At 69.9% G+C, this 24,948-nt stretch carries 24 protein-coding genes; 12 read left to right on the forward strand and 12 right to left on the reverse strand.

The annotated features are described in order from the left end of the window. Nucleotides 1-17 precede the first annotated feature (17 nt). Together ACN469_RS31880 and metK are read right to left on the reverse strand one after the other, a co-directional pair. A complete protein-coding gene (locus ACN469_RS31880; RefSeq protein WP_498774038.1) occupies nt 18-596 on the reverse strand; it encodes a pyridoxamine 5'-phosphate oxidase family protein in 579 nt (192 codons plus the stop codon). A gap of 177 nt (nt 597-773) precedes the next feature. Then, nucleotides 774-1,955: a methionine adenosyltransferase gene (metK, locus tag ACN469_RS31885; RefSeq protein ID WP_498774040.1), complete on the reverse strand. Its 1,182-nt coding sequence runs from the start codon at nt 1,953-1,955 to the stop codon at nt 774-776. Nucleotides 1,956-2,183: 228 nt separating this feature from the next. On the opposite strand from metK, the gene ACN469_RS31890 reads away from it, so the two are divergent. The 5 genes from ACN469_RS31890 (at nt 2,184) to ACN469_RS31910 (ending at nt 9,000) form a co-directional block, all read left to right on the forward strand. Next, a complete protein-coding gene (locus ACN469_RS31890; RefSeq protein ID WP_498774042.1) occupies nt 2,184-2,759 on the forward strand; it encodes an ABC transporter substrate-binding protein in 576 nt (191 codons plus the stop codon). A 107-nt stretch (nt 2,760-2,866) separates the two neighbouring features. Then, nucleotides 2,867-5,014 carry a site-specific recombinase gene (locus tag ACN469_RS31895; RefSeq protein ID WP_498774044.1) on the forward strand — a complete coding sequence of 716 codons (2,148 nt, stop codon included), beginning with the start codon at nt 2,867-2,869 and terminating at the stop codon, nt 5,012-5,014. Between the two features lie 125 nt (nt 5,015-5,139). Then, nucleotides 5,140-7,812 carry an efflux RND transporter permease subunit gene (locus ACN469_RS31900; protein WP_498774046.1) on the forward strand — a complete coding sequence of 891 codons (2,673 nt, stop codon included), beginning with the start codon at nt 5,140-5,142 and terminating at the stop codon, nt 7,810-7,812. Between the two features lie 67 nt (nt 7,813-7,879). Next, nucleotides 7,880-8,479, forward strand: coding sequence for an MXAN_6521/LA_1396 family lipoprotein (locus ACN469_RS31905; RefSeq protein WP_498774048.1), 600 nt, complete (start codon nt 7,880-7,882; stop codon nt 8,477-8,479). 11 nt (nt 8,480-8,490) lie between these two features. Then, on the forward strand, nt 8,491-9,000 hold the full coding sequence (locus tag ACN469_RS31910; protein WP_498774050.1) for an MgtC/SapB family protein: 510 nt from the start codon (nt 8,491-8,493) through the stop codon (nt 8,998-9,000). An 88-nt stretch (nt 9,001-9,088) separates the two neighbouring features. Here the strand turns inward: ACN469_RS31910 and ACN469_RS31915 are convergent, their stop codons facing one another. From ACN469_RS31915 to ACN469_RS31945, 7 genes are all read right to left on the reverse strand, one after another. After that, on the reverse strand, nt 9,089-9,550 hold the full coding sequence (locus tag ACN469_RS31915; protein WP_498774051.1) for a hypothetical protein: 462 nt from the start codon (nt 9,548-9,550) through the stop codon (nt 9,089-9,091). A gap of 135 nt (nt 9,551-9,685) precedes the next feature. After that, nucleotides 9,686-11,506, reverse strand: coding sequence for a phosphoenolpyruvate--protein phosphotransferase (gene ptsP / locus ACN469_RS31920; protein WP_498774053.1), 1,821 nt, complete (start codon nt 11,504-11,506; stop codon nt 9,686-9,688). A gap of 46 nt (nt 11,507-11,552) precedes the next feature. Further along, nucleotides 11,553-11,831, reverse strand: a complete 279-nt coding sequence (locus ACN469_RS31925) for an HPr family phosphocarrier protein (protein ID WP_498774055.1) — start codon at nt 11,829-11,831, stop codon at nt 11,553-11,555. Between the two features lie 27 nt (nt 11,832-11,858). Next, entirely contained in the window at nt 11,859-12,626 is a 768-nt protein-coding gene (locus ACN469_RS31930) for a PTS system mannose/fructose/sorbose family transporter subunit IID (protein ID WP_498774057.1), read from the reverse strand. Then, a complete protein-coding gene (locus tag ACN469_RS31935) occupies nt 12,623-13,339 on the reverse strand; it encodes a PTS sugar transporter subunit IIC (RefSeq protein ID WP_498774059.1) in 717 nt (238 codons plus the stop codon). Before ACN469_RS31935 ends, ACN469_RS31930 begins: the two co-directional genes overlap by 4 nt. 4 nt (nt 13,340-13,343) lie before the next feature. Then, the gene (locus tag ACN469_RS31940; protein ID WP_498774061.1) at nt 13,344-13,829 is read right to left on the reverse strand and encodes a PTS sugar transporter subunit IIB; all 486 of its coding nucleotides are present in this window, start codon (nt 13,827-13,829) and stop codon (nt 13,344-13,346) included. Between the two features lie 33 nt (nt 13,830-13,862). Continuing rightward, the gene (locus ACN469_RS31945; RefSeq protein ID WP_141647100.1) at nt 13,863-14,285 is read right to left on the reverse strand and encodes a PTS sugar transporter subunit IIA; all 423 of its coding nucleotides are present in this window, start codon (nt 14,283-14,285) and stop codon (nt 13,863-13,865) included. 417 nt (nt 14,286-14,702) lie between these two features. Here ACN469_RS31945 and ACN469_RS31950 point away from each other — a divergent pair, with 417 nt between their 5' ends. The 3 genes from ACN469_RS31950 to ACN469_RS31960 all read left to right on the forward strand — a co-directional run bounded on the left by ACN469_RS31950 (nt 14,703) and on the right by ACN469_RS31960 (nt 17,513). Further along, entirely contained in the window at nt 14,703-15,200 is a 498-nt protein-coding gene (locus tag ACN469_RS31950) for a peroxiredoxin (protein WP_498774063.1), read from the forward strand. A 487-nt stretch (nt 15,201-15,687) separates the two neighbouring features. Further along, a complete protein-coding gene (locus ACN469_RS31955; protein WP_498774065.1) occupies nt 15,688-16,794 on the forward strand; it encodes a M35 family metallo-endopeptidase in 1,107 nt (368 codons plus the stop codon). A gap of 116 nt (nt 16,795-16,910) precedes the next feature. Further along, nucleotides 16,911-17,513, forward strand: coding sequence for a protease (locus ACN469_RS31960; RefSeq protein WP_498774067.1), 603 nt, complete (start codon nt 16,911-16,913; stop codon nt 17,511-17,513). 22 nt (nt 17,514-17,535) lie between these two features. On the opposite strand, the gene ACN469_RS31965 is transcribed toward ACN469_RS31960, so the two are convergent. The 3 genes from ACN469_RS31965 to ACN469_RS31975 form a co-directional block, all read right to left on the reverse strand. Then, complete coding sequence (locus ACN469_RS31965) at nt 17,536-18,624, reverse strand: 6-phosphofructokinase (protein ID WP_253998408.1); 1,089 nt, start codon at nt 18,622-18,624, stop codon at nt 17,536-17,538. A gap of 93 nt (nt 18,625-18,717) precedes the next feature. Beyond that, nucleotides 18,718-19,638, reverse strand: a complete 921-nt coding sequence (locus ACN469_RS31970) for a diacylglycerol kinase catalytic domain-containing protein (protein WP_498774069.1) — start codon at nt 19,636-19,638, stop codon at nt 18,718-18,720. Between the two features lie 21 nt (nt 19,639-19,659). Then, nucleotides 19,660-20,673: an SPFH domain-containing protein gene (locus ACN469_RS31975; protein ID WP_498774071.1), complete on the reverse strand. Its 1,014-nt coding sequence runs from the start codon at nt 20,671-20,673 to the stop codon at nt 19,660-19,662. Nucleotides 20,674-20,865: 192 nt separating this feature from the next. Between ACN469_RS31975 and ACN469_RS31980 the strand changes: the two genes are divergently transcribed. The 4 genes from ACN469_RS31980 (at nt 20,866) to ACN469_RS31995 (ending at nt 24,920) form a co-directional block, all read left to right on the forward strand. Then, nucleotides 20,866-21,573 (forward strand): metallophosphoesterase family protein, encoded by a 708-nt coding sequence (locus tag ACN469_RS31980; protein ID WP_498774072.1) that lies wholly within the window; start codon nt 20,866-20,868, stop codon nt 21,571-21,573. A gap of 93 nt (nt 21,574-21,666) precedes the next feature. Continuing rightward, nucleotides 21,667-22,461, forward strand: coding sequence for an imm11 family protein (locus ACN469_RS31985; RefSeq protein ID WP_498774074.1), 795 nt, complete (start codon nt 21,667-21,669; stop codon nt 22,459-22,461). A 139-nt stretch (nt 22,462-22,600) separates the two neighbouring features. Next, complete coding sequence (locus ACN469_RS31990; protein WP_498774076.1) at nt 22,601-23,812, forward strand: serine/threonine-protein kinase; 1,212 nt, start codon at nt 22,601-22,603, stop codon at nt 23,810-23,812. A 58-nt stretch (nt 23,813-23,870) separates the two neighbouring features. Beyond that, nucleotides 23,871-24,920: a PEGA domain-containing protein gene (locus ACN469_RS31995; RefSeq protein WP_498774078.1), complete on the forward strand. Its 1,050-nt coding sequence runs from the start codon at nt 23,871-23,873 to the stop codon at nt 24,918-24,920. Nucleotides 24,921-24,948: the final 28 nt, after the last annotated feature.

Raw genomic sequence — 24,948 nt, forward strand, 5'->3', positions numbered from 1 at the left:
CTCCCCTGCCACACGTCCTACGTCTCGCCAGCGGGTGTGTCGTCCTCGTCGAAGAGGCCGGTCGGCAGGCCGTCGAGGCTGCGCGCGTTCTTCTTGAGCCGGTACTCCGCCAGTCCCTCTTCGCCCTTGTTCTCGGCCCAGCGCGTGAGCGTGGGCCTGTCGCTGGTGAACTCGTAGAGGGGCACGCTGTAGCCGCAGGACTTCTGCACGAGGTCGATGTCGAGCTTCACCATCTGCCGAGCCCCCAGTGGCTCCACGCCGCCGAACTCGGAGGCCAGCAGCCGCGTGTATTCGGTGCTGCCCCGGCGCAGCACCTGGCCGCGTCCATAGAGGCGCAGAATCATGGGCGGCCCCTCGAAGGCGCAGAACATGAGAGTGAGGCGTCCGTCGGCGCGCAGGTGCGCGGCGGTCTCGTTTCCGCTGCCGGTGAGGTCCAGGTAGACGACCTCGCTGGGGCCGAGCACACGGAGCGAGTCGAGCCCCTTCGGTGAGAGGTTCACCCGACCGGCGCTGGCGGCGGAGGCCGTGAAGAACATCCGCTGGCGCAGGATGAAGTCGCGGTGGATGGGCTCGAGGTGCGGGAACTGGGTGGCCATCGGTGCGGTCCCTCTCCCGCGAAAGTATTCCCGGGCTCCCGGTCAGGAAATGACCTTCCGCCAGCGGAAGTCACGGGGCACGGCGAACACCGACGCACAAACGACGATGGGCCGCCCCCGGTGTGGGAAGGCGGCCCATCTCGGCCCAGCGTCAGCCGAGGACTTCGCTCCGAAGCGTCAAACCACCTTCAGGCGACGACCCGTGGCGGTGCTGTTCGCCGCATCCCGGAGCACGTCCTTCTTGTCCGTGCGCTCCCAGGTGAACTCCTTCTCCGTGCGGCCGAAGTGACCGTACGCGGCGGTCTTCTGGTAGATGGGCCGCAGCAGGTCCAGGTGCTCCGTGATTTCGCGCGGCCGCAGGCCGAACGTCTGACGGATGGCCTTGGCGATGCGCTCTTCGGGGACCGTGGCGGTGCCGAAGGTCTCCACCATGACGCTGACAGGGTCAGCCACGCCGATGGCGTAGGAGACCTGCACCTCGCAGCGGCGCGCCAGGCCGGCTGCCACCACCGTCTTGGCGATGTAGCGGCCCATGTACGCGGCGGAGCGGTCCACCTTCGACGGGTCCTTGCCGCTGAAGGCGCCGCCACCGTGACGGCCCATGCCGCCGTAGGTGTCGACGATGATCTTCCGGCCGGTGAGGCCCGAGTCGCCCATGGGGCCACCCACCACGAAGCGGCCCGTGGGGTTGATGTAGAACTTGGTCTTGTTGTCGACGAGCCGCTTGGGGAGCGCCTTCGCGATGACGTCCTCGCGGATGGCCTCCTGGATCTTCTTGTTGGAGACCTCGTCCGAGTGCTGGGTGGACACCACCACCGCGTCGATGCGCACCGGGCGGCCGTCGCGGTACTCCACCGTCACCTGGCTCTTGCCGTCGGGACGAATCCAGTCGTGCTGCTTGCGGCGCACGTCCGCCAGCTTGCGGGTCAGCGCGTGGGCGTAGTGCAGCGGGGCGGGCATCAGCTCCGGCGTCTCGTCGCACGCGAAGCCGAACATCATGCCCTGGTCACCGGCGCCCTGCTCCTTCTTGTTGTCCACGCCGCGCGCGATGTCCTGGCTCTGCCCTTCGATGGCCACCATGACGCCGCAGGTGTTGCCGTCGTAGCCCATGGCGCTGTCGGTGTAGCCAATCCGGCAGATGGTGCTGCGGACAATCTTGGGGATGTCCACGTAGGTGTTCGTCGTCACCTCGCCCGCGACGATGGCGAGCCCCGTCTTGACGAGCGTCTCCACGGCGACGCGCGCCTGCGGGTCCTTGGCGATGATGGCGTCGAGGACACCGTCGGAGATCTGGTCGGCGATCTTGTCCGGGTGGCCCTCAGTGACGGATTCGGACGTGAACAGGTAGTCGGTAGGCATGTCGTCTCAGAGCAAGGGGGGCGCATACCGCGCGCGCGGGCGGACACTAAAGTGTGGTCCCAAGGGAGTCAAACGGACAGCGCGGCGGCTTCATTCGAGTGTCCAGCATGTGGAGCGGGCGGGCACGGGGCCTGCTCGCCCTGCATCCGGGGTTGAATTTCGCGAGGCGCCCGGCGTTCTCCTGGGCTAACAGAACGCCGAGCATTCGCTGTGGAGGACTCGCCCGACATGAACGCCCGCTTCCGTACCCTCTCCCTCCTGGTCGCCTTCACCCTGTCCGTGCCCGCACTGGCCGCGGCCCCGAAGAAGGACGACGCGGTCGTCAAGCCGGTGAAGACGGTGGTGCAGTCCGTGCGCTACGAGCGCGACGCGGCGGCCCTCAAGCTCTTCAGCGGCGAGGAGCAGGGGAAGTTCCTGCTCGGCGACTCGTGGGCCAAGGGCACCGATGAGCAGCGCAAGGAGTTCATCACCCTCTTCCATGGATTGTTCGCGAAGATCGCCTTCCCGCGCGTGCGGGAGAACTTCAAGTCGCTGGAGGACATCGTCTACTCCCCCGCCGAGGTGAAGGGCAACGAGGCCACGGTGGACTCCGTCGTCTTCATCAAGCACCCGCTGAAGACGCAGGAGATGAAGCTGAAGTACCGGCTGGTGAAGGACGCCGCCGCGTGGAAGGTCGTGGACGTGACGGTGCTGGGCTCCTCCATGCTCCAGGACATCCGCGACACGCAGGTGCAGCCGCTCCTGGCCCAGGGTGGATGGGACAAGCTGCTGGAGCGCATGCGGCTGGAGCTGGCGAAGAAGTAGCCGCCGCACCCACTCCCGGCGGCCAGGCCACCAGGCCCCCGGCCGTCGGAGGGGTTCCGAGGGGGCGACGCATGGCGTAGTCTCGCCCTCCCCCTCTTGCCTGGTCGATGACCTTCCCCGCCCCCGCTCCGCTCACTCCGAGCCGCACCTCCCACGCTCCCTCCGAGCGGGAGGTGGACGCGTTCTGCGTGCAGTACGCGCCGCGCGCCCCGGGGCACCCCGCGGTGCGGGACGTGTACCGGCTGTTGCGCGACGTGCCCGAGGACGGCCTGGAGTCGAGGCTCGACTGGGTGGAGCGCTGGATGACGTGGCTGCGAGAGCCCATCCCCGCCCACGCGCTGGTGGACCCCGCCGAGCCGGAGGCGCCCCCCGCGGACACGCGCCTGGCCCTGATGGTGCGCATCCTGGAGGGAGAGCCCACGATGCGCGCGGCGGTGACGAGCCTGGTCTCCGCCGTGTGTGATGGCAGCCGGGGCCTGAAGCTCTTCGCGCAGGTGGGGCTGCCCGCGGGCCAGGGCTTCCTGTCGGAGGCGTCCGACCGGCTGGCCCGCACGCTGCTTCCCTCCGCGCCGGAGCCCGGCAAGCTGTCGGAGCTGCTCCTGCGCCTGTTCCCCGTGCCGGAGGACGCGGCGTGGCTGGCACGGCTGTCGCCCGCCTGGATGGCGAAGCTGGCCGCGCTGGTGGGCGAGCCCAGACCGCCGGCCCCGGTGCCCGCCGCCCGCGTGCGCTCCGACCTGCTCGACGCCCTGATGCTGCTGGCGGTGCAGACCGCGGCGCTGGGGACCCTGGAGGACATGCGGGACCGCACGCCCGAGATGTCCTTTCGCGCCTCGCCCTTCCTGCGCCTGCGGCTGGTGTGCGACGCGGTGCTGGCGCGCGACGCGGCCCAGGACACGCTGAAGGACGTGTCCACCTGCGTGGACGACTGCCGCCGCGTGGTGGTCAGCGTGTCGCGACACCTGGAGGCCTCGGGCGTCAGCGTGGACCTGGTGTACCGGCTGGAGCGCATCCGCCGGAGCCTGGAGCGCATGGAGGCCATCGCCCGGGTGCTGGGCGCGCCCCGGGGTGAGCCGCGCTGGCGCGAGGCGCTGGGGCTCTTGTCGGACCTCTTGCGGCGCGCGCACGCGGACCGCTCCGTGGGCGAGCTGGTGCGCCGCAACGCGCGGATGCTGGCGCGCAAAATCATCGAGCGCGCGGGCCACTCCGGCGAGCACTACATCACCAGCACCCGCGCGGAGTTCCACGCCATGGTGCACTCGGCCGCGGGCGGAGGGCTGGTGACGGCCGTCGCCGTGGCCGGCAAGTTCGCCCTCACGGCGATGGCGCTCGCGCCGTTCTTCTCGTGGCTGGCCGTGGGCCTCAACTACGCGGTGGCCTTCCTCCTCATCCAGGCGCTGGGCTTCACGCTGGCCACCAAGCAGCCGTCCGTCACGGCGGCCACGCTGGCGGGAGCGGTGGCCGAGGGCGCCCGGGGCGACCGGCTGTCGAGCCTGGTGGACCTCATCCCCCGCATCATCCGCTCGCAGCTGGCCGCCTTCACCGGCAACCTGGGCTGCGTGCTGCCCGCGGCGGTGGCCATCGCCCTGGCGTGGCAGGCCGCGCGGGGCACGCCCTTCCTCACCCCCGCCAAGGCCCAGGCCACGGTGGCCTCCATGCACCCGTGGAGGAGCGGCGCGCTCCCGTACGCGGCCCTCACCGGGGTGCTGCTCTGGCTGTCCAGCGTGGCGGGCGGGTGGCTGGAGAACTTCGTGGTCTACCGGCGGCTGCCGGAGGCCCTGGCCCACCACCGCGTGCTGCGGCGCGTGCTGGGAGTGGGCGGCGCACAGCGGCTCGCGGACGGGCTGGTGCACGCGGCCTCCGGCCTGGGCGCCAACGTGACGCTGGGCTTCCTGCTGGCGCTGATGAGCGTGCTCGGGCGCTTCTTCGGGCTGCCCCTGGACATCCGCCACGTCACCTTCGCGCTCGGCTCGCTGGCCATGGCCGGCGGCGCGCTCGGCCCCCAGGCGGTGCTCCAGTCCGACTTCCTGATGGCCCTGGTGGGCGTGGGGCTCATCGGCGTCATGAACTTCACCGTGTCCTTCTCGCTGGCCCTGGGAGTGGCCGTGAGGGCCCGCGACGTGCCCGTGGGGGAGGCCCTGCCCTTCCTGCGGGCGGTGGGGGCCCGCTTCCTCGCCGACCCCCGCTCGTTCTTCCTGCCCCCCCGGGCCCCGCCCGAGCCGCTGCCCGCCGCCCTCCCCGTGGAGGGGGGGCGCTGAGGGCTCGTCGGCACCCTGTCAATTATTCCCGAACCCGCTCCGGGATTTCCACGTGGCCAGGAAGCCGGGCGGGCAGGTGGGCCGTGCTTCCGGGGCAGCGCGTTTGTCGGTAGGGTCGCCCGCGAATGAGCGGCGCTCCTCGAAACCCGAACTCGCATTCTCGCTTCGCCTACGCCTTCGCCGAGCTGCTGGTCCGTCGTCCAGGCACCATCCTGGCCGTACTGCTGACCCTGCTCGCCGTGTCCACGTGGGCCACGCTGAAGCTGCGCATCAACTCCAACCAGCTCGACCTCATCTCCCAGGATTTGCCGGAGGTGAAGGACGTCAAGCAGGTCATCGACATGGTGGGGGGCAGCGGCTTCTTGATGCTCGCCCTGCGCTCGACGGACGAGGCCGCGATGAAGCGGACCGCCGACGACATCGCCGTCATGCTCGAGGCCGACAAGGAGAACGTCCGCACCGTCTCCTACAAGCTGCCCGTCGATTTCATCCAGCAGAACATGGTCCTCTTCGTGAAGACGGAGGACCTGGTGGAAGGCAAGCGCCGCATCATGGCCTTCCTCGAGGACAAGCTGCGCCGCAGCAACCCCTTCTACATCGACATGGGCGCCACCAAGCCGGTGGAGCTGGACATGCAGGACCTGGTCGACAAGTACTCGTCCGTCGGCAAGAAGAGCATCCGCGACGACTACAACATCTCCAGCGACAAGAAGATGGTGCTCATCCTCGTCAAGCCGATGTGGGACACCACGGATATCGGCAAGACGAAGGACTACCTCGACAAGCTCAACAAGGACCTGGCCGCGTACTCCACGCAGCCCGGCAAGGTGAAGCTCGTCGAGGACTACCAGACGATGGGGGACTCGAACCTCATCGCCTACGGCTACACCGGCTCGTACAAGACGACGGTGGACGACTCCTTCGCGATTGAGGAGTCCCTGCAGCCCGTCACCGTCATCGCGCTGATGACCATCTTCGTCATCACCATCCTCTTCTTCCGCAAGCTGGCGCCGACCTTCATCGTCGTCAGCGGCACGGTGATTGGGACGATTTATACGCTGGGCTTCACCTACGCGACGATTGGTGAGCTCAACATGATTACCTCCATCCTGGGCGGCATCCTGATGGGGTTCGGCATCGACTACGGCATCCACTTCACCTTCCGCACGCGGTTGGAGCTGGGCGCGGGCAAGCCGTACGACGTGGCCATCATCGACGCCTTCGTCAACGCGGGCCGCCCCGCGGCGGTGGCCGCCATCGTGACGGGTGGCTCCTTCTTCGTGCTGATGGTCAGCGAGTTCCGCGGCTTCTCCCAGTTCGGCTTCCTGGCCGGCTGCGGCACGCTCATCCTGGGCCTGACGCTCTTCGTGTGGAGCGCGTCGCTGCTGGCGCTGGTCGGCCGCATCAACCCGGCGTGGCCCAAGAAGCTCATCGGCGAGATGAAGCCGCCGCCGGTCAACTCCGCCAGCGGCGAGGAGCTGCGCATCCCCCGGCCGGGCCTGGTGCTGGGCGTGAGCACCGCCATCGTCGCGCTCATCTGCGCCGCCGCCGTCCCCTGGGCGGGCACGGGCGAGCCGCCCGAGGGCAAGCTGAGCTTCTTCGACCGCGTGAAGCACGGCGTGGGCTTCAACTACAACACCCGCGCGCTCATCCCGGACGGCATGTCGTCCGTGCTGCTGCAGGACGAAATCAACGTCCGCTTCAACATCTCCAGCGACCCGATGGCCGTCTACACCAAGGACCTGGACGAGGCCGAGGGCGTGTACCGCGAGTTGACGCAGAACGCGCACAAGTACCCGTCCATCGACCAGGTGGTGAGCATCTTCACCTTCGTGCCGCCCGAGGCGACGGCGAAGGCCAACGAGAAGGTGCTCCAGGAGTGGAAGCAGGACATGGCCAATCTGGAGGCGCGCGGCTTCTCCATCTCCGCGCTGCCGCCAGACATGCAGGACAAGGCCACGTTCTTCATGAAGGTGCTGGATGCCAAGCCCTTCGACGTGCACGGCGTGCCGGACAACTACAAGGCCCAGTTCAAGAACCTGCCCACCGCGCAGAACAAGGGCTACCTCACGTTCATCTACTCGAGCGTGGACCTGTTCGACGGTCAGAAGATGATGCAGTTCGCCGACGAGACGCGCGGCATCCCCGTCACGTACAACCCGGGCCGCTTCGACAAGGACGACTTCGACCCGCCGGGCCCCACCGCGCAGAAGGAGTTCCGCGCCGCGGGCGCCACCCAGCTCTACGCGAAGCTGGCGCGCATCGTCCTCTGGGACGGCAAGGTGACGGTGGTGCTCACCGCGCTGTGGATTCTGGCCATGCACTTCCTGGACTTCCGCAACGCGAAGCTGGCGCTGGCGTCGGTGATTCCGCTGGGCGTGGGCGTGGCGATGATGCTCGGCATCATGTCGCTGACGGGCCTGCGGCTGAACTTCATGAACATCATCATCCTGCCCATCCTCCTGGGCTTCGGGGTGAGCCACGGCCTGTACCTCTTGCATCGCTTCCTGGAGGGCACCTCGCCGCTCGTCGCCCTGCGCAGCGTGGGCGCGGCGGTGGCGTCCTCCACGCTGACGGCGGTGGCGGGCTTCGCCGCGCTGCTGGCCGCCAAGCACAACGGCCTGCGCTCCATGGGCATGGTGGCCTGCATCGGCCTCATCACCACGCTGGTGGTGTCGTTCACGGTGCTGGCCGCGGTGATGCAGCTCATGCACGACCGGCGGCGGCGCGAGTCGTCCCCGGGAGGCAGCACGCCCCAGGCCGGCGGCGGTGAGGACAGCTCCACGCGAGCGGCCTGAGGCACGCGGTACACGGCGCGGTAACACGAGGCCCCCTTCCGACGAAGGGGGCCGGGAGAGGGACATCATGAGGATGATGCGATGGGCGCCCCTGCTGGGGCTGGGGCTGTTGGCGGGTTGCTCCGCGGTGAAGACGCACCGCGTGCGCGGCGACTACGCCCAGGTGGACCGCAAGGCGACGAAGCGGCTGGTGGTGGTGGCGCAGCCGCTGCCCGACCAGAAGCCCGCGGTGGGTGAGCTGTGGACCCTCATCGCCCGCCAGTGGGTGAACCAGAACCGCGACTTCATCGTGAAGGACAACGTCGCGCTGCCGGGCCGCCCCGCGGACGCCACGTTCAAGGGGCTGTGCGTGGAGGGCGTGGAGGGCGTGCTCTGGTTGGACCCGAGCATCAGCCTCAAGGGCGACGGCGCGGAGGCCGAGGTGAAGGCGCAGCTGCTGCGGTGCACCGACGGCCAGGAGGTCTGGGCGGCGGAGGCCGCGGGCAGCTGGGGCTCGCGCGACGAGGACTACGCGGCGCGCGTGACGAAGTTCAGCGAGGAGCTGGGCGAGGAAGTGGCGCCCTACGTCGTGCCCACCACGAAGCTGCTGGCGGCCACGCTGGACACGCTGCCCAATCCCGAACTGACGGAAGCGGACAAGGACGAGAAAATCGAACTGGGTGAGTAGGCTCGTCCTTCGTGGACGAGAGACTCATCGCCCTGCGGCTCGGCGTCGCGGCGCTGCTCGGCGCCGTGCTCGGCCTGGAGCGGGAGCTGCGTGGACAGGCCGCCGGGCTGCGCACACACATCCTCGTGTCCCTGGGCGCCTGTCTCTTCACGCTGGCCAGCGTCTTCGTCGAGTGGACGCTGGGCAGCGGCTCCCCGGACGGCTCGCGCGCGGACGTCAGCCGCATCGCCAGCCAGGTGGTGGTGGGCATCGGCTTCCTGGGCGCGGGCGCCATCATCCGTGACAAGGGGCGCGTCAAGGGACTGACGACGGCGGCGAACCTGTGGCTCACCGCCTCCGTGGGCCTCGCCACCGGCATGGGCTTCCACTGGGCGGCCGGCACCACGGTGGCCATCGCCCTCCTGGCCCTCGCGGGCCTGCGCCCCGTGGAGCGCGCCATCCGACGCCACCGCGTCAAGCGGGGCCTGAAGGTGGAGGGCTCCCTGCCCGCTGCCTCCGACGACGAGGATGCACCGGACTGAAGCACCCACTGCCGACGAGCTGGCGCGCGCGCCCCCGTCGCCAGGCCCGGCTCGTGGCCTCGTCCCCATGGACGCTCGCGGGAGCGACTCAGCGACGCGTGTGCGAGTCACCCTCGGAGGGGAGGCCCGCGTGGCGCCCGGAAGCCTCGGGCTCGAGCCGGCGCTCCTCGGAGCGCTCCGAAGGACTGCCCAGCAGCACCCCTTGCGGCACGTCATCCTCGCCCTCCGCGTGGGTCCTCCCCCGGTCGACGGGCGCGACACCGAGCGCACCCGTCGCGTCGTGGTACAGGGCCGCGTGACGGGCCGTCTCTCCGCGCGCCGCGAGCACGTCCGGTCTGACGCCTGGAAGGCTCGCCAGGTCCTCGCGCAGGTACACGTCGTCCCGGTCGATGTCCGACACCTCCGAGAAGGCCACCCGGCAGTCGCGATGGAAGAAGCCGCCCTTCTCGATGAAGAAGCCCGCCGCGTCCACGGAGACGATGAGGCCCAGGTTCTCCCCGTCCCTGTCCCGCGTCGTCATGCCCTTCTGGATGTCCGCTGGATTGAACACGCCCGCCTCCCAGGTCAGGTGTTGACCTGCTCGACCTGAAAGTTGGGCATGCCCCACGCGCCTCGGCACGGGTCTCACGCCGGGCAGGCGGGCGAGCGGGCCCCCACACCGCGCCCCGGCGAAGGACGCGGTGCTTCAGCCCGTGGTGCGGCCGGAAGGCGCGGCGCCGGTGTCGTCAGGCGCGGCGCGCTCCGGCAGCGTATTGGCGAAGCGCCGGTCCATCTCCGTGCGCATGAAGCGCTCGATTTCCTCGGCGGTGGTCAGCTCCATCGCCTCGCGCAGCAGCTCCGACGCCTCCACCCGGCTCACCCGGCGGATGAACTGCTTCACGGCCGGAATCTGCCCCGACGTCATCGACAGCTCGTCGAAGCCGAGCGCCAGCAGCACCAGCGTGTAGAGCGGATCTCCCGCCATCTCCCCGCACATGGACACGGGGATGTTGGCGGCCTTCGCCGCGGCGACGATGGTGTCCAGCATGCGCAGCACGGACAGGTGCAGCGGCCGGTAGAGGTAGGCGACTTCGCGGTTCTGGCGGTCGATGGCCAGCGAGTACTGGATGAGGTCGTTGGTCCCCACCGAGAAGAAGTCGGCCTCCTGCGCCAGCCGGTCCGCGATGATGGCCGCGCTGGGCGTCTCCACCATGATGCCCACCGGGAAGCGCTTGCCCACGGGCACGCCCGCGCGACCCAGCTCCGTGCGGCACGCCTCCAGCTCGCTCCGGGCCTCGCGCAGCTCGCTCACCCCGCAGATGAGGGGGAACATCAGCCGCAGGTTGCCGTGCACGCTGGCGCGCAGGAGCGCGCGCAGCTGCGTGCGGAACAGCTCGCGGTTGGACAGGCAGTAGCGGATGGCCCTCAGGCCCATCGCCGGGTTGGGCTCCTTCTCGTGCTTCGTCTTGCCCGGCACCTTGTCGCCGCCCAGGTCCAGCGTGCGGATGGTGACGGGGCGCCCACCCATGGCCTCCAGCACCTGACGGTAGGCGCGGTAGTGCTCCTCCTCCGTCGGCGCCGTCTTCCGGTCCAGGAACATGAACTCGGTGCGGTACAGGCCAATGCCCTCCGCGCCGTGCGCCAGCAGCGACGGAATCTCCTCCAGGAACTCCATGTTCCCGTTGAGCCGGATGCGGAAGCTGTCCGTGCTGATGGCCTCCAAATCCTTCGTCGACAGCGCGACCTGCTCGGCCTCCTGGTGCCGGCGCTGCTCCTCGCGGAAGCTCTGGAGCTGCTCCTCCGTGGGGTTGACCAGGATGATGCCCCGGGTGCCATCCATGGCCACCAGGTCCCCGGGAGATATCTGCTCGCTGGCCCTTCCGGCGCCCACCACCGCGGGCGTCTCGCGCGCCCGGGCGACGATGGCCGTGTGGCTCGTCTGGCCACCCAGGTCCGTCACGAAACCCGCCACCCGGCCGCTGCGCGCCATCATGGCGGCGTCAGCCGGGGGCAGGTCATGTGCGACGACGATGGCCTCCGCGGGGACCTCCACCTCTTCGTCCACCACCTGGCCCATCAGGTTGCGGATGATGCGGTCGGCGACGTAGTCCACGTCGGAGCGCCGCTCGCGGAAGTACTCGTCCGGGATGTTGTCGAACAGGTGCTTGATTTTGCGGGCCACGCGGCGGACGGCCCACTCGGCGTTGATGCGGTCCTCGACGATGAGCTGGTTGACGGCGTCCACCAGCATCGGGTCGTGGAGCATCAGCCGGTGCGCTTCCAGGATGAGGGCGTGGTCGGAGCCCTCGGTGCGCGTGATTTGTTCCTTGAGCTCGGCGAGCTGGCGGTCGGACAAGTCCACCGCCGTCTTCATCCGCATCCGCTCGGGCTCGACTTCCGCCTCCGCCAGCCTCAGCTTCGGCGTGCGGATGCGCTTGCGGTCCAGGATGAAGGCGTGGCCGACCGCCACGCCGGGTGAGGCGCCGATGCCCATCAACCTCAGTGTGGGGGTGGCCTGGCTGCTCACGTGTCTTTCTTCCCTCCGCGTCCTACCGCATTTCCATTCTCACCCGTCACTTCGACTCGCCAAAACGGTCGGCGATGAGCTTTGCCAACTCCTGGAGACACGCCTCGGCGTCGTCTCCCTTACACGTCACCTTCACCTTGAACCCCTGGGCGGCCGCGAGCATCAGCACGCCCATGATGGACTTGGCGTTGGCCTTCTGACCCTCGGCCTCGATGAAGACGTCGCTCTTGAAGCGATTGGCCACCTTGACCATCTGCGCCGCCGCCCGGGCGTGGAGCCCCAGCTCGTTGATGATCTCGTATGTTCCTACGGCCTCGGTTGCCATCGCGACTCCTACCTCTCGTCTTGCTTCTTAAAGGAAGGCACCCGCCGCGCCGGCCAGTATCGCCGCGAGGTAGAGCACCACGTAGTTGGGCACCCGACGGCTGACCAGCACGTAGGATGCAACCCCCAGGGCCAGGCACCCGGCCGCCAGCAGGGGCGCATGGGCCCCGCCCGCGTTGGCCCCGAAGGACACCGCCAGCCAGGCCGCGAGCCCGCCAGCGCACAGCGCCGCCACCGTCCTGAGCCGCGCCCCTCGCGCCGGCAGGTTGGCCCGCGCCACCGCCTCCACCAGCCGGTCTCCCAGGGTGAGCCCCAGCCAGTACAACCGCACCCGCAGGAGCAGGTGCACCAGATTGTAGAACACCAGGAACACCGGCACCGCCCACAGCCCCATCAGCGGCACCAGCGCGGCGCCCACCGCGCCAGCCGCGGGCTTGAGCGACAGCCAGAAGAAGCCGTCCCCCAGCGCGGCCAGCGGCCCCATCAGCGCCGCCTTGAAGGCCACGACCTTGTCCGGGGTCTCCTCGCCCCGGGCGATTCGCTCCTCGTGGAACACCACCCCGCCGACGATGGCCGCGGCGACATAGGGATGGGTGTTGAAGAAGACCAGGTGCCGGCGGACGGCCTCCTCGCGCGCGGTGCCTGACGCATACAGCCGCTCCAGTGCGGGAAAGACGGCGTAGGCCAGCCCCAGGTTCTGCATGCCCTTGGGGTTCCACGACGCCTGGAGGAAGAGCGAGCGCATGAAGACGCGCAGCAGCACCGTCCAGGGAAGCGCGGCGTCCGGAGCGCTCACGTGCGCTCCTGGAGCAGCAGGAAGACCACGGTCACCGTCACCGCCGCCGCGCCCAGCGCCGCGTAGAGGGGAGCGCGCCTGGCGTGGCTGCCCTGCGCGGCGATGGCGGCCGCCACGGAGGCCATGGCGGGCCAGGCCCACGCCAGCCCGCGCACCATCATGGGAGGCATGGCCTGGAGCATCGGCTCCGCGAAGAAGCCGGCGAGCGCGCACAGCGACGTCAGCACGCCGTACACCACGAAGTGGGGCCACATGCCCCACAGGTTCTGCCGCATGGCGCGCGTGAGGTTGCCGGCCTCCGCGGACGCCAGGGCCACCCGCGCCAGCCTGGCCGAGTAGCCCTCCAGGAGCCGGTCCGCGCGCCGCCCCACCCGGCCCATGCCGATGAAGAGCAGCACCGCCAGCGACCAGATGGCCGGCGTGGAGCCCGCACCGGAGGCCAACGTAATCGTGCCCGCGGCGGCGCTGGTGGCGGTGGCCGCCAGGGTGTCGTTCTCCGGCAGCGCCGCGCCCAGGTTGGCGGTGCCCAGGAAGAACAGCTCCAGCAAGAGGCCCACGCCCAGCCCGGAGGGCACGTCATTGAGGAGCAGCCCCATGACGGTGGCGGCGACGAGCGGCCGGGACAGCATGGCCTGGAGGAACGCCTTGCGCTCCACGGCCACCAGTCCGCCCCACACTCCCGCCAGCGCCACCTGGACCCAGACGACGCTCACGCGCTCACCCGGCCTTCGCCCACCGCTCGGAGAGGTCCGGCAGCTCCACCGGCTTCTCCGCGGGCACCGCGCGCGCTTCCACCCGCACGCCCTGCTCCGCGAGCTGCTGGAGCGTGCGCAGCTCCGCTTCCGCCAGGAACACGGACGGGGACACCTGCCGCCGGCCGGTGCCGAAGTGGACGTTGCCCAGGTTCAGCTCTCCCAGGTTCAGCCCGTGCGCGTACGCGAAGGGCACCGAGGCCACGTCGCGCAGGAGCACCAGCGTGCGCACCCCGTCCTTGGACAGGGCCGCGAAGTCCACCTGGGACAGGGCGAGGATCTGCACCTCGATGGCGCTCTGCACCGCCAGCGCCATGGCGGCGCGGATGAGGGGGCTGGAAGCAGCCTCGTCATCCGCGACCACGACGCGGGACACCTTGAGGTGTGGCAGCCAGGCCTCGACGACCTGTCCGTGGATGAGGCGGTTGTCGACGCGGACCAGGGTGATCACGGCAGTCTCGAATCGCCGACCCGCGCGGGTCCGTCAAGTTCGCGGTTGCTGCTGGGCCTCGCGAAGCAGGGCGGATGCACAGGTGATGTTGCGCTGACCGTGGGATGCCAGCTGGTTGGCCATCTCAGGGAGGGTGAGCTGCTCGGAACGGAGCGAGTTCGCCTTGAGGAGCATGGGCAGGTTGACGCCCGCCAGGACCTCCAGGTTCATGCGCTGACACATCATCAGCGACTCCTTACAGGGCGTACCTCCGAACAGGTCCGCGAGGATGATGACACCGTCACCGGTGTCCACGCGCGACACTGCCTGCTTCATCTTCGCGCGGATATCCTCAACGGGAGTCCCCGGCTCGATGTTGCAGGTTGCCACCGCGGGGAGTTTCCCCACGATCTGTTCCGCGGTGGAGACCAGCTCCTCCGCCAAACGCCCGTGCGATGCGACGACGAGGCCGACCATGTTCACTCCTGACCAACCCCCCGGAGATCGCGTCCTACGCCTGAACACGAAGTTGCGCAACTCCGGCGAAAGTTTCCGCCCTGTACCCTAGATAAGCTCTCACGTCTTGTCTCGAAAGGTAAGACGCCATTGCCTCCCGTGCCCGAAATTTCGGGTCCGGCCTCGCGCAGGGCTGTCGCCTGCCGGACGGGGGAGCGCCATCGCATCCCCCACGTACATGAGATGCGGCGGGGGTGGTGGAGGTGCTCGGTGCCAACCGGCGCGCGCCCACGCCCCCTCCACCCTCGGGCAGCGAGGGGGCAGGCACCTCACTCGCCAGGAGGGCTCGTCCGCAAGCTCGCCCCTCCCCTCCGGGCATGGTTGACTGCCGCACCTCGGGCGCGCCGGGCCCCACCTCCGGCGATGCGGGAGGACTGCGTGGCGAAGCAGAAGCTGCTGAAAGCCGGGGATGCGCTGCCGGACGTGACGTTGACGGGAGCAGGCAACCAGCCGGTGCGCTTGCGCGACCTCGCCGGGCAGAAGGTGCTCGTCGTCTACTTCTACCCCCGGGACGATTCACCGGGTTGCACCGTGCAGGCGTGCGGCTTGAGGGACCAGTACGAGGACTTCGTCGCGGCGGGCGCGGAAGTCGTCGGCATCAGCGGTGACTCCTCCGCGTCCCACCAGGGCTTCGCCGCCAAGCACCGCCTGCCCTTCGTGCTGCTGAGCGACGAGAAGGGCGAGGCGCGCGAGGCCTTCGGCGTCAGCACCTCCTTCCTGGGCCTGCTCCCCGGCCGCGTGACGTTCGTCGTCGACCGCGCCGGAGTCATTCGCGACAGCTTCGAATCCCAGATTCGCGTGGGCGAACACGTGCGGCGCTCCCTGGAGCTCGTCCGCTCACTCGCCGGTGAAGGCGCGCCCGCCACAGCGAAGTGATGCAGCGGATGCGCGTGCGCGGGCCTTCGAATGTCGCTGCCGCGCGCGCGCGTCCCATTCGCGAACAGGCTGCGCGGCGCACCCGGCCGCGCAGCCCCGCTCCACCGAGCCAACCCCGCGAAGCGCCTGGGTTTCCACCCGCGTAACGCCCATGGCCCAGGCCTTGCTTTGTGTCCGGATGCCACGCGATGACCGCGCGGCACGACGCAAGGAACACGCCCCCATGAACACCCAACCCGAAAGCTTCTACGACACGGTCCTCTTCGCGCTCGGCCCCGTCGTGCTCGGCTACGCCGCGTGCATGGTGGCGCTGCTCGTGTCGTACGCCCGCCCCTAGTCACACCCATCTGTCGGGGTCTGGACGGGATTCCCGGGGCGGGAGTATAAAGCGAATACCGCGACAGGGCCGCATTCTCTGAATGAGGACCGCCGCGTACTCCGCGAAGTCACTCCCCAAAAAGCATTCCCCCGAAAGGAAGTCCCCGACATGAGCTTCAGCTCAGGTGGTCGCCTCAATTGGTGGATGGGTGCAGTTGTCAGTGTCTCGCTGCTGGGTGCCTGTGGTGCTCCGGAGGAGCGCGCGGGTGAAGTGCCCACCGAGGGTGAGTCGGCGCGCGACGCCGTCGCCGGAGACGTGGCGGTGAAGCTGTCGGTGCCGCGCTCGTCGCTGGCGGCCCGCGAGAGCGTGAGCGTGACGGTGACGCTCACCAACGTGTCGAAGGACACGGTGCGGCTGCTCAAGTGGCACACGCCGACGGACGGCCTCAAGGAGGACCTGTTCGCGGTGACGGTGGACGGCGCGAAGGCGGAGTACAACGGCCGTCACTACAAGTGGGCCACGCCGGTGGCGACGGACTTCCTGCGCCTGGCGGCGGGGGAGAGCGCCTCGTACACGGTGGACCTGGGCACCATCTACGACTTCTCGAAGACGGGCAGCTACAGCATCCGCTACGACTCGGACGGTCACCACTCGGACGTGGGCCACGAGGGCATCTCCCAGCTGCGCTCCGACAGCGTGGAGCTCTTCGTCGAGGGCCGTGAGTTCCAGGCCCCGGTGGCCTGGGGCTCCGACACGGTCTCCGCGCAGGCGCTGAGCACGTCGAGCTGCACGGGTTCGCGTCCCGCCGCCACGGTGACGACGGCGTTCAGCACCGCGCAGTCGATGACGAACAACTCCGTCAGCTACCTCAACGGCACCATCGGCACGCGCTTCACCACGTGGTTCGGTCCGAACACGGCGAGCAACGTGGCCACCATCAAGTCGCACTTCGCGTCCATCAAGAGCGCCTTCGACACCCGGTCGGTCATCGTCGACTGCGCGTGCTCGGACAGCGCCTACGCGTACGTCTACAAGAACAGCCCGTACCGCATCTACGTGTGCAACGCCTTCTGGAGCGCGCCGATGTCCGGCACCGACTCCAAGGGCGGCACGCTCATCCACGAGATGAGCCACTTCACGGTGGTGGCGGACACGGATGACCACGCCTACGGCCAGAGCGCCTGCCGCAGCCTGACCAGCACCAACTCCGCGCGCGCCCGCGACAACGCGGACAGCCACGAGTACTTCGCGGAGAACACCCCCGCGCTGCCGTGACAGGCCGTCGTTGACATGATGTGACGGGAAGCGGGGGTGCGGCCGGCGCCCCCGTTTTCTTTTCCGGACGGCGCGAGGCCCCGGGCCCCGCGCCGTCTTCGAGTGCGGAGGAAGCCATGACGCGTGGACATGTGGGCCGCATCGCGCTGTTGACCCTGGCCATCACCGGGTCGGGCTGTGCGACGCGCAAGGAAGAGGCAGCGCCGCCAGCGGATGCGCGGACGCAACCAGAGGCAGCGCCGCCAGCGGATGCGCGGACGCAAGAGGAGGCAGCCGTGGCGAAGACGCTGGAGTGCTCACTGACGGGCCCCGCGCGGGTGAAGGCGGGCGAGCCGGTGGAGCTGGTGTTCAAGCTTACCAACACCACGAAGGCGCCCCTGTACGTGCTGAAGTGGCACACGCCGCTGGAGGGCATCCGCAACGACATCTTCCTGGTGTCGCGCGACGGCGCCGCCTCCGCGCAGCCCTACGGCGGGCCCATGATGAAGCGCGCTCCGCCGACCGCCTCCTCCTACGCCACCCTCGCGCCTGGCGAGTCGGTGGAGGGCACGGTGGACGTGTCGCCCGCGTACGGGCTCCAGGAGCCGGGCACCTACCGCATCACCTTCCAGGGACCGCTGATGGACGTCACCTCGGACCAGTCGAAGGTCCCCGCCCTCGCGGGCCAGTACCACGACGTGGCGCTGAAGTGCCCCGAAGTCGTGGTGACTGTCACGTAAGGCGCGACGGGGCGCTCGCGCGCTACAGCGCGAGCACGCCCTGCACCGACTCCATCATCCGCACGCGCCGCTGGGTGACGGGGCTGCTGCCATCCAGCAGCGCCGCCGTCTCCGACAGCACCTGCTCCAGCGGATAGCGCTTCACGTACGGGTCCGGCGTCGTCTGTCCGCCGGGCACCGTGGACTGCCAGCCCACCATCAAGTCCGTGGCACCCTCCAGCGCGGCCTCCACGGCGGCGAAGGCGAGCCGCCCCGCAATCATCCGGTCATGGTGGGTGGGACTGCCGCCGCGCACCAGGTGGCCCAGCACCATGCCGCGCGCCTCCACGCCCTTCAGGTCCTTCAAGCGCTCCTGGAGCCGCGAGACGAGCAGCGGCGTCGGCAGCTCCACGCCCTCCGCCTTCAGCACGAGCACCCGGCGCTTGGTGCGCCCCTCCGCGAGGTTGCGCCGCACCAGGTCCTCCAGCGCCTGGAGGATGTCCGCCTCGCCTCGCCCCTGCTCCCGGAAGAGCACCGCGTCGGCTCCAGCGGAGACGGCCGCCGCCATCGCGAGGTAGCCACAGTGCCGCCCCATCACCTCGACGATGAAGGCCCGACGGTGGGCGCGCGCGGTGTCGGAGATGCGGTCGCACGCCTCGACAATCGTGTTGAGCGCGGTGTCCACGCCGATGGCGGACGCGCTGCAGCCGATGTCGTTGTCGATGGACGCGGGGATGCCCACTATCGGCGTCTTGCACTCACGCGCCAGCAGGTGCGCGCCGGTGAGGCTGCCGTTGCCGCCGATGACGACGAGCCCCGACAAGTCCTCCAACCGACGGGCCGCGTCCGCGCGTCCCTCCGGCGTCATGAAGCGCTGGCTGCGCGCGCTGCCGAGGATGGTCCCGCCCAGCTGGCCGCTCGCATCCAGCTCCGGCTCCGGCACCAGCGGGCCGCCCTCGCCATCGGGCCGGGTCAGCTCGCGGAAGCGACCCTCCATCAGCCCCTCGTAGCCGAACTCCACGCCCAGCACGCGCACGCCGCGCACCGCCGCCACGCGCACCAGCGCGCGCAGCGCCGTGTTCATCCCCGGCGAATCCCCGCCGGACGTCATCACCGCGAGTGTCCTGGCCATGAGCCTCTCCTGGTGCGTGTTCCAGCGCGGGACGCATCAGGCGTCCGTCCGCGAGGCGTCACCATACCGCGAGGAACGCGGCCCCCCGAAAACTCAGCCCACCACCAGCCGCGCGCGCTGCCGGGCGGGACGGATGTGCGCCCGCGCCCCCGCGCCGAAAACCAGGAAGTCCTCCTCCATCCCGTCACTGAAGATGACGCCCCCCGACGGCATCCGCGACTCCAGCACCAGCTCCTGCTCCGCGGTCACGAAGCCGCCCACCACCTCCGCGCCCGAGTGACGACTCACGAAGGGCTCGCGCACCACGAAGGCCAGCCGGGGCTCCTCCCACGCCAGCCGCCACGCCTCGCCCGGCACACCACCTGTCTGAGCGGTGAGGCTCCGGGCCAGCGTGAAGACGGAGGACAGCCACCCGCTGGAGCCCGCCCCCGTGGACACCAGTACGCCACTGGAGGACTGCGACTCCTCCTGCCCTCCATGGCTCAGCCTGTAGCGCGCCGACACGTGCGTCCGCGCGCCGATGAACAAGTCGTTGAACGCCAGCAGCCGCTGCCCGTCCTCCAGCTGCGCCTCCGCCAGCGTGACGCCGCGCACCCGGGCCTTGCCCTCGAGCACCTTGCGCACCGCGCCACGCGCCCCCGCGACTTCGTAGGGCAGCAGCACACCGTCGAAGCGCTCCGGGTCCGGATTCACGCCCACCAGCGGCTGCTCGCCCACGTACTTGGCCACGTTCGCCACCAGCCCGTCCTGCCCGGCCACCACCACGACTTCCTTCCCGCTGAAGAGGAAGGTGGGCACCAGGCTCCGGTCCACCTGCTGCACCGGCAGCCCCACGTCCAGCGAGCCGCGGAGCCGGTCCACCGCGCGCAGGTAGGCGTCGTCCTCGCGCTCGAACTCGTCGAAGTCCTGCCCGGCGTGCTCCACGTAGAACTTCGCCTGCTTCTTCGTGTTGAAGCGCTCCACCAGCCCCGCCAGCCGCGTGCGACGGGTGACGAGCAGGATTTTCTCGAACATGACCCCTCCCCTCCTGGTGGCTCAGCGCTCGCGGGCCGGTCCGTGCGTCGAGGTCCGCGCGTTGCCCTGCGGCGGCTTCGAGCCCGCGCCACTCAGCAGCGAGCTGAGCAGGTCCGGCGACACGTTCAGCTCGCCGATGCGGTGCGCGTTCTCCGCCATCTCCCGGAAGGCGAGCGCGATGTTCAGCGCCGGGTCACCGCCGCTCGCGGACGTCGCCATCAGCGTCTTCCAGTCCACCCCGCGCACCGGCGCCAGCGTCTTCTCCAGCGCGTAGGCCCGCGCGTCGGCGGCCTGCTTCTCGTTCTGCGCCCAGCGCTCCATCAGCGCCGAGCGCTGCTCCTCCACCGCGATGTCCCCCGCCATCTTCGCCTCGCGAAGCTGCCGCTGGCGCTCCTGCACCGCAAGCTCCGTCGCCAGCTCGCTCTCCTTGATGCGGCGCTCCTGCTCCACCGCCGCGTTGCGCCGCGCGTAGATGGCCTCGTCCGCCAGGCGCTGCAGCCCCTCGCGCGCCTCCGCCTCCAGCGCCCGCGCCATCTCCGGCGTCGGCTTCGCGGACAACAGCGAGAACGCCATCACCTCCACCCCCAGCGCCCGGATGGGCTCCGCCGTCGAGAGCGACGCCAGCACCTGGGCCTCAATCGTCTGCGCGCCCACCAGCACCTCGCGCAACACCATCCCCTGCACCACCGTGCGCGCGCGCACCTGCGCCACCTGCACCAGCCGCTCCGGCAGCTTCTCCGGGTCCTCCGAGCGGTGCCGCCCCGACGGCCCCAGCGAGTAATCCAAGAGCGACGCCAGCTTGCGCGCGTCCGCCACCCGGTAGGTGAGCTGCCCCTGCAACGTCACCGCCTGGAAGTCCCGGGTGATTTCGTTGAAGGCGAAGGGCACGTCCACGCTCGACAGCGGCACGCTCACCAGCGTCGCCGACGGCTTCCAGTAGAAGAACGAGAGCCCCGCCCCCTCTCGCACCACCTTCCCGTCCTCGAACCGCATCACGTACGACGTCGGTGCCGCCTTCATGTACCCGATGACCATGCGCCCGCCCTCGCTGCTTCGTGTATCTTCAACACAGTCTTAGTGTCCAAAGAACACGATTGCAAATCGAAATCGGGGCCCTCGAGTCGTGGACGAATGCGACGGGCGTGCGCAGCTTTGCGGGGAAGCCCTGGCCCCGTTACTCATGGAAATGGGCCCCGACCTTGCAACCGCGCGGGAGGGGAATACTGCATGCGCATCGCGGTGATTTCGGACCTCCACCTGGGCAGACGCGACGTGGCGGACCACTTCGGCCACGAGGACTCCTCCTTCGTCCGCTTCCTGCGCACGCTGGAAGGCGACTTCGAGCGCATCGTCCTGCTGGGCGACATCTTCGAGACGCTCACCTCGCGCGCCCCCGGCCACCAGGCGGCCGAGCTGGCCGCGGCGCGCGCCGCCCACCCGGAGCTGGTGCGCCGCTTCGCCGAGCCCCAGTACCACTACGTCCACGGCAACCATGACCTCGTCGCCGGCACGGCGCTCGGCGCGCCGGAGCAGCTGGTGCTCGAGGCCGACGGCATCCGGATGTTGTTCACCCACGGGCATCACCACGACTGGGTCATCCGCAAGGCGCGCTGGTTCTCGGAGGCCTCGGTGTGGGCGGGCGGGTGGCTGCGGCGCATGCACCTGCGCGCGATGTTCCGCATGTTCCAGGCGCTGGACGCCCGCCTGATGCCCGCGCTGCCGGACCCGGCGCGGTGCACCTTCCAGCAGTGGGCCCTGGCGCGCGCCAGTGACAGCAACGCGGACATCGTCGTCACCGGCCATACGCACAGGGGAATGAAGGTGGAGCACGGCAGCCGGCTGTTCCTCAACAGCGGCACCTGTTCGGAGGGGAAGTTCTCCTTCCTCAGCCTGGACACCCGCGCCGGCCAGTACGCGCTCCACACGTCCTGGTAGGCCGCCCGCAGGGCGGGACGTGAAGCAGGCAACGGACCGGCCCCCTCACGTTCCGCTCGCTCCCACCCGGGACGGGCGAAGTAACATCGCGGGATGTTCAGGCGGCTCACCCAAGCGCTCCGGCTGCTCGCGCGGAGCATTCCGGGTCCGAGCTCCGACGAAGGGACTCCACGCGGCGGCGAGGTACCTTCCGAGGAGGCTCCGGACCGCACCCGCCGAGCACCCGCCGCCCGCCGCGCCTCGCAGCAGTCAGAGCGCGCGGCCCGCTACTTCGACCTGCATGACGACTTCCGCAACCCGGCCCGGCGCGAGCTGAGCGACCCGGTGCCACGGGGCGGGCGCAAGCAGAGCTCCGTCTGGTCCTTCACCTCCGGCATCCCCGTGCAGCACCGGGGCCGGCTGAAGCTGACCGCCGAGCCCCCCGGCCGCCCCCTGGACTTCTCCCTGGCGGGCGCGGGCCTCACCCCCATCGTCCACGCCACCGTGGCCTCCGTCTTCCGGGAGCTGGCCCCCGACGACGTGCAGCTCATCCCCGTGGAAGTCGAGAACGAGCCCGAGCCCTTCTTCATCCTCGTCGCCACCCGCCTCATCCCCTGCCTGGACGAGCGCGCCTGCGCGGAGGTCTCCCTCTACACCGCCGAGGACGGCATGCCCGAGCGCGTGGGTCATTACCGCACCGTCCGCGGCCTGCGCATCGACCCGACGAAGACCCAGGGCGCCCGTGTGCTGCGCACCTGGGGCTGGCCCGTCAGCCTCATCGTCTCCGAGGGAATCAAGGAGGCCCTGGAGCACGCGGGCGTCTCCGGCCTCCGCTTCGCCGAAGTCACCCCTCCGTCCCCCCAACGCAAACGCCGTCGCAAGACGCGGAGCAAGCCGCGACGCGGATGACCCACCCAACTCCCGGAGTTTGCTCCCCAAATGGCTTGACACCCGAGGGTCGCGAACTTGTGGGGTAGGCAAACCAACTGTATCTTTCTCGCCTTACAGCTAATTCCTGAGGCGACAGTTGGACAGGCTCGACGCGCCAGTGCCGGTTCCCGTTGAAGACGTCTATTTCGGGAAATACAGAATTCTGCAAAGGCTCGCGGCGGGTGGGATGGCGCACATCTTCCTGGCCTCCATCGACGGACCGGACGGCTTCTCCAAGCCGTGTGTCATCAAGCGGGTGCTGCCGGAGTACGCCAACCTGGAGGCGTTCAGCCGGATGTTCGCGGACGAGGCGAAGGTCGCCGCGCTGCTGACGCATCCGAACATCGTGCAGGTCTTCGACTTCGGGAAGATTGATGGCCAGTACTACCTGGCCATGGAGTGGATTCAGGGCCAGGCGTTGGACAGGGTGCTGCGGCACGCGTGGAAGTCGCACTTCCCCCTGGGCCAGCGCGTGGCGGTGGACGTGGGAATCGCGGTGGCGGACGCGCTGGCGTACGCGCACTCGAAGACGCTGCCGGACGGCACGCCGCTGAAGCTGGTGCACCGCGACGTCACGCCGGGCAACGTGCTGGTGTCGCGCGACGGCATCATCAAGCTGGCCGACTTCGGCATCGTGAAGAGCGCGGTGAACGTGGAGCGCACCAGCGTGGGCGTGGTGAAGGGCAAGTACGCGTACATGTCCCCGGAGCAGATTACCAACCGGGAGCTGGACCACCGCTCGGACCTCTTCTCCCTGGGCATCGTCCTCTACGAGTCCTCCACCGGGCGCCGCCTGTTCAAGCGCGACACGGTGGAGCAGACCATCGTCGCCGCCACCCAGGTGCAGGTAACACCGCCTTCGCAGGTGTCACCCGGTTTCGCGCCGGAGCTGGAGCGCATCATCCTGCGCCTGTTGGAGAAGGAGCCCGACGCGCGCTACCAGAGCGCTCGCGAGCTGGCGATGGACCTGGAGCGCTTCCGCGCCTCGCAGCAGTGGACGTCGGGCGGACGCGAGCTGGCCGCGCTGGTGACGTCGCTGTTCCCCGCCGACACGACGGGGCAGCACGTCACCGCGCTGTCCGCGTTCGGCTCGTCGCCCGGCAGCGGCATGTCCGGTGGGAGCATCCCCTTCGAGCGCACGCCGAGCCCCATCTCGCGGCTTGCGCCCCCCGTGGAGGAGCGGACCTCGCCCACCATGCGCAGCCCGGTGGCCGCCCTCCCCGTGTCCATCCCCGTGGACCTGAGCGAGCCGCCCTTCCCCTGGCCCGTCGTGCTGACCGCGGGAGCCGCGGCCTGCGCCAGTGCCCTGTTCTGGTACTTCGTCGTCTGAAGCGTGACGGCCTTCGTGCCCGGGCTGATGTGGCGCGTGCGGTGAGACCGAGAAGCGGATGAAACAGAACAACTGGATTGCCGTCATCGTCGTCGGAACACTCGCCGTCAACGCCATGGCTTACGTGGTGGTGCGCAAACGCCGCACGCATGACCCTATTCCCACCGCCGCTCCCGCCACGCCCCCGACGCAGTCCGCCACGGCCACCACCCCGCCTCCGCCTCCCGTGGATGACCCGAGCGAAGGCCTGTCCCGCGCGCGCCGCGCCGCCGGACTCGCCGCGCTGGAAGACCGGGACTACGACACCGCCGTCAGCGAGTTCACCGAGGCGCTGAGCCTGCGAAAGACACCCGGCGGAGACCTGGTGGAGCTGCTGCGCATCGCCACCGACCTCCAGTCGCGCGAGCGCAACCGGGGACGCTCGGAGCAGGCCAAGGCGACGCGGGAATCTCCGGCGCGACAGTCCGCCCGGACGCGTGCCTCCAGGACCACTCCCACCTCCGCTCGCGTGCCGCAGCCCAAGGAGGAGCCCACCGTGCTGGAGGAGCCTCGCGGCGGCCTGCTGCTGGTGACGTCCACGCCGCCGGGCCTCGTGGTGCAGGTGGATGGGAAGGCCGTGGACCTGACGCCCGCGCGCCTGCCGCTGCGCGCGGGGACCTACCGCGTGGCGCTCGCGCAGGGCGACCGGCGACTGGTGGAGGAGACGGTGGAGCTGGAGGAGGACGCGGTGCGCTCCATCAACCGCGACGTCAGCGAGCAGCTCGCCCCGCCTCAGCCCGTCGCCGCGCGGCCCGCCGCGCCCACCCCGCCCGTCGCTGTCGCCGCGCCCGCCGCTGGAGTGGAGCCCCGCGCGCCCACGCCCGTGGCCGCCGCCGCGCCCCAGGTCGCCAAGGCCGCCGCGACGGGCCGGGGTGAGCTGGATATCACCTCGCCCGCGCTCTACGGCGAGGTCTGGGTCAACAACCGCCCTTATGGCTTTCCGCCGCTCGTCGCCCAGAACCTCCCCGCCGGCCCCGCCCGCGTGGAGGTCCGCGTCAACGGCGAGGTGAAGCGTCGCATGAGCGTCGAGGTCGAGCCGGGTCGTCGCACGGCCGTCCGGGTGCGCTGAACCCCACCGCGCACCGCTGTCTCCCCAT

The organism is Corallococcus terminator, from assembly GCF_049194865.1.
GTDB classification, from domain to species: Bacteria; Myxococcota; Myxococcia; order Myxococcales; family Myxococcaceae; genus Myxococcus; species Myxococcus terminator_A.

Excerpts from the sequence above, each read along its gene's own strand:
- ACN469_RS31905 (WP_498774048.1), top strand. The coding sequence starts at position 7,880 with ATGAGGATGATGCGATGGGCGCCCCTGCTGGGGCTGGGGCTGTTGGCG.
- ACN469_RS31970 (WP_498774069.1), bottom strand. The coding sequence starts at position 19,638 with ATGTTCGAGAAAATCCTGCTCGTCACCCGTCGCACGCGGCTGGCGGGG.
- ACN469_RS31955 (WP_498774065.1), top strand. The coding sequence starts at position 15,688 with ATGAGCTTCAGCTCAGGTGGTCGCCTCAATTGGTGGATGGGTGCAGTT.
- ACN469_RS31945 (WP_141647100.1), bottom strand. The coding sequence starts at position 14,285 with ATGGTCGGCCTCGTCGTCGCATCGCACGGGCGTTTGGCGGAGGAGCTG.
- metK (WP_498774040.1), bottom strand. The coding sequence starts at position 1,955 with ATGCCTACCGACTACCTGTTCACGTCCGAATCCGTCACTGAGGGCCAC.
- ACN469_RS31895 (WP_498774044.1), top strand. The coding sequence starts at position 2,867 with ATGACCTTCCCCGCCCCCGCTCCGCTCACTCCGAGCCGCACCTCCCAC.
- ACN469_RS31890 (WP_498774042.1), top strand. The coding sequence starts at position 2,184 with ATGAACGCCCGCTTCCGTACCCTCTCCCTCCTGGTCGCCTTCACCCTG.
- ACN469_RS31965 (WP_253998408.1), bottom strand. The coding sequence starts at position 18,624 with ATGGCCAGGACACTCGCGGTGATGACGTCCGGCGGGGATTCGCCGGGG.
- ACN469_RS31980 (WP_498774072.1), top strand. The coding sequence starts at position 20,866 with ATGCGCATCGCGGTGATTTCGGACCTCCACCTGGGCAGACGCGACGTG.
- ACN469_RS31985 (WP_498774074.1), top strand. The coding sequence starts at position 21,667 with ATGTTCAGGCGGCTCACCCAAGCGCTCCGGCTGCTCGCGCGGAGCATT.
- ACN469_RS31995 (WP_498774078.1), top strand. The coding sequence starts at position 23,871 with ATGAAACAGAACAACTGGATTGCCGTCATCGTCGTCGGAACACTCGCC.
- ACN469_RS31960 (WP_498774067.1), top strand. The coding sequence starts at position 16,911 with ATGACGCGTGGACATGTGGGCCGCATCGCGCTGTTGACCCTGGCCATC.
- ACN469_RS31975 (WP_498774071.1), bottom strand. The coding sequence starts at position 20,673 with ATGGTCATCGGGTACATGAAGGCGGCACCGACGTCGTACGTGATGCGG.
- ACN469_RS31900 (WP_498774046.1), top strand. The coding sequence starts at position 5,140 with ATGAGCGGCGCTCCTCGAAACCCGAACTCGCATTCTCGCTTCGCCTAC.
- ACN469_RS31925 (WP_498774055.1), bottom strand. The coding sequence starts at position 11,831 with ATGGCAACCGAGGCCGTAGGAACATACGAGATCATCAACGAGCTGGGG.
- ACN469_RS31880 (WP_498774038.1), bottom strand. The coding sequence starts at position 596 with ATGGCCACCCAGTTCCCGCACCTCGAGCCCATCCACCGCGACTTCATC.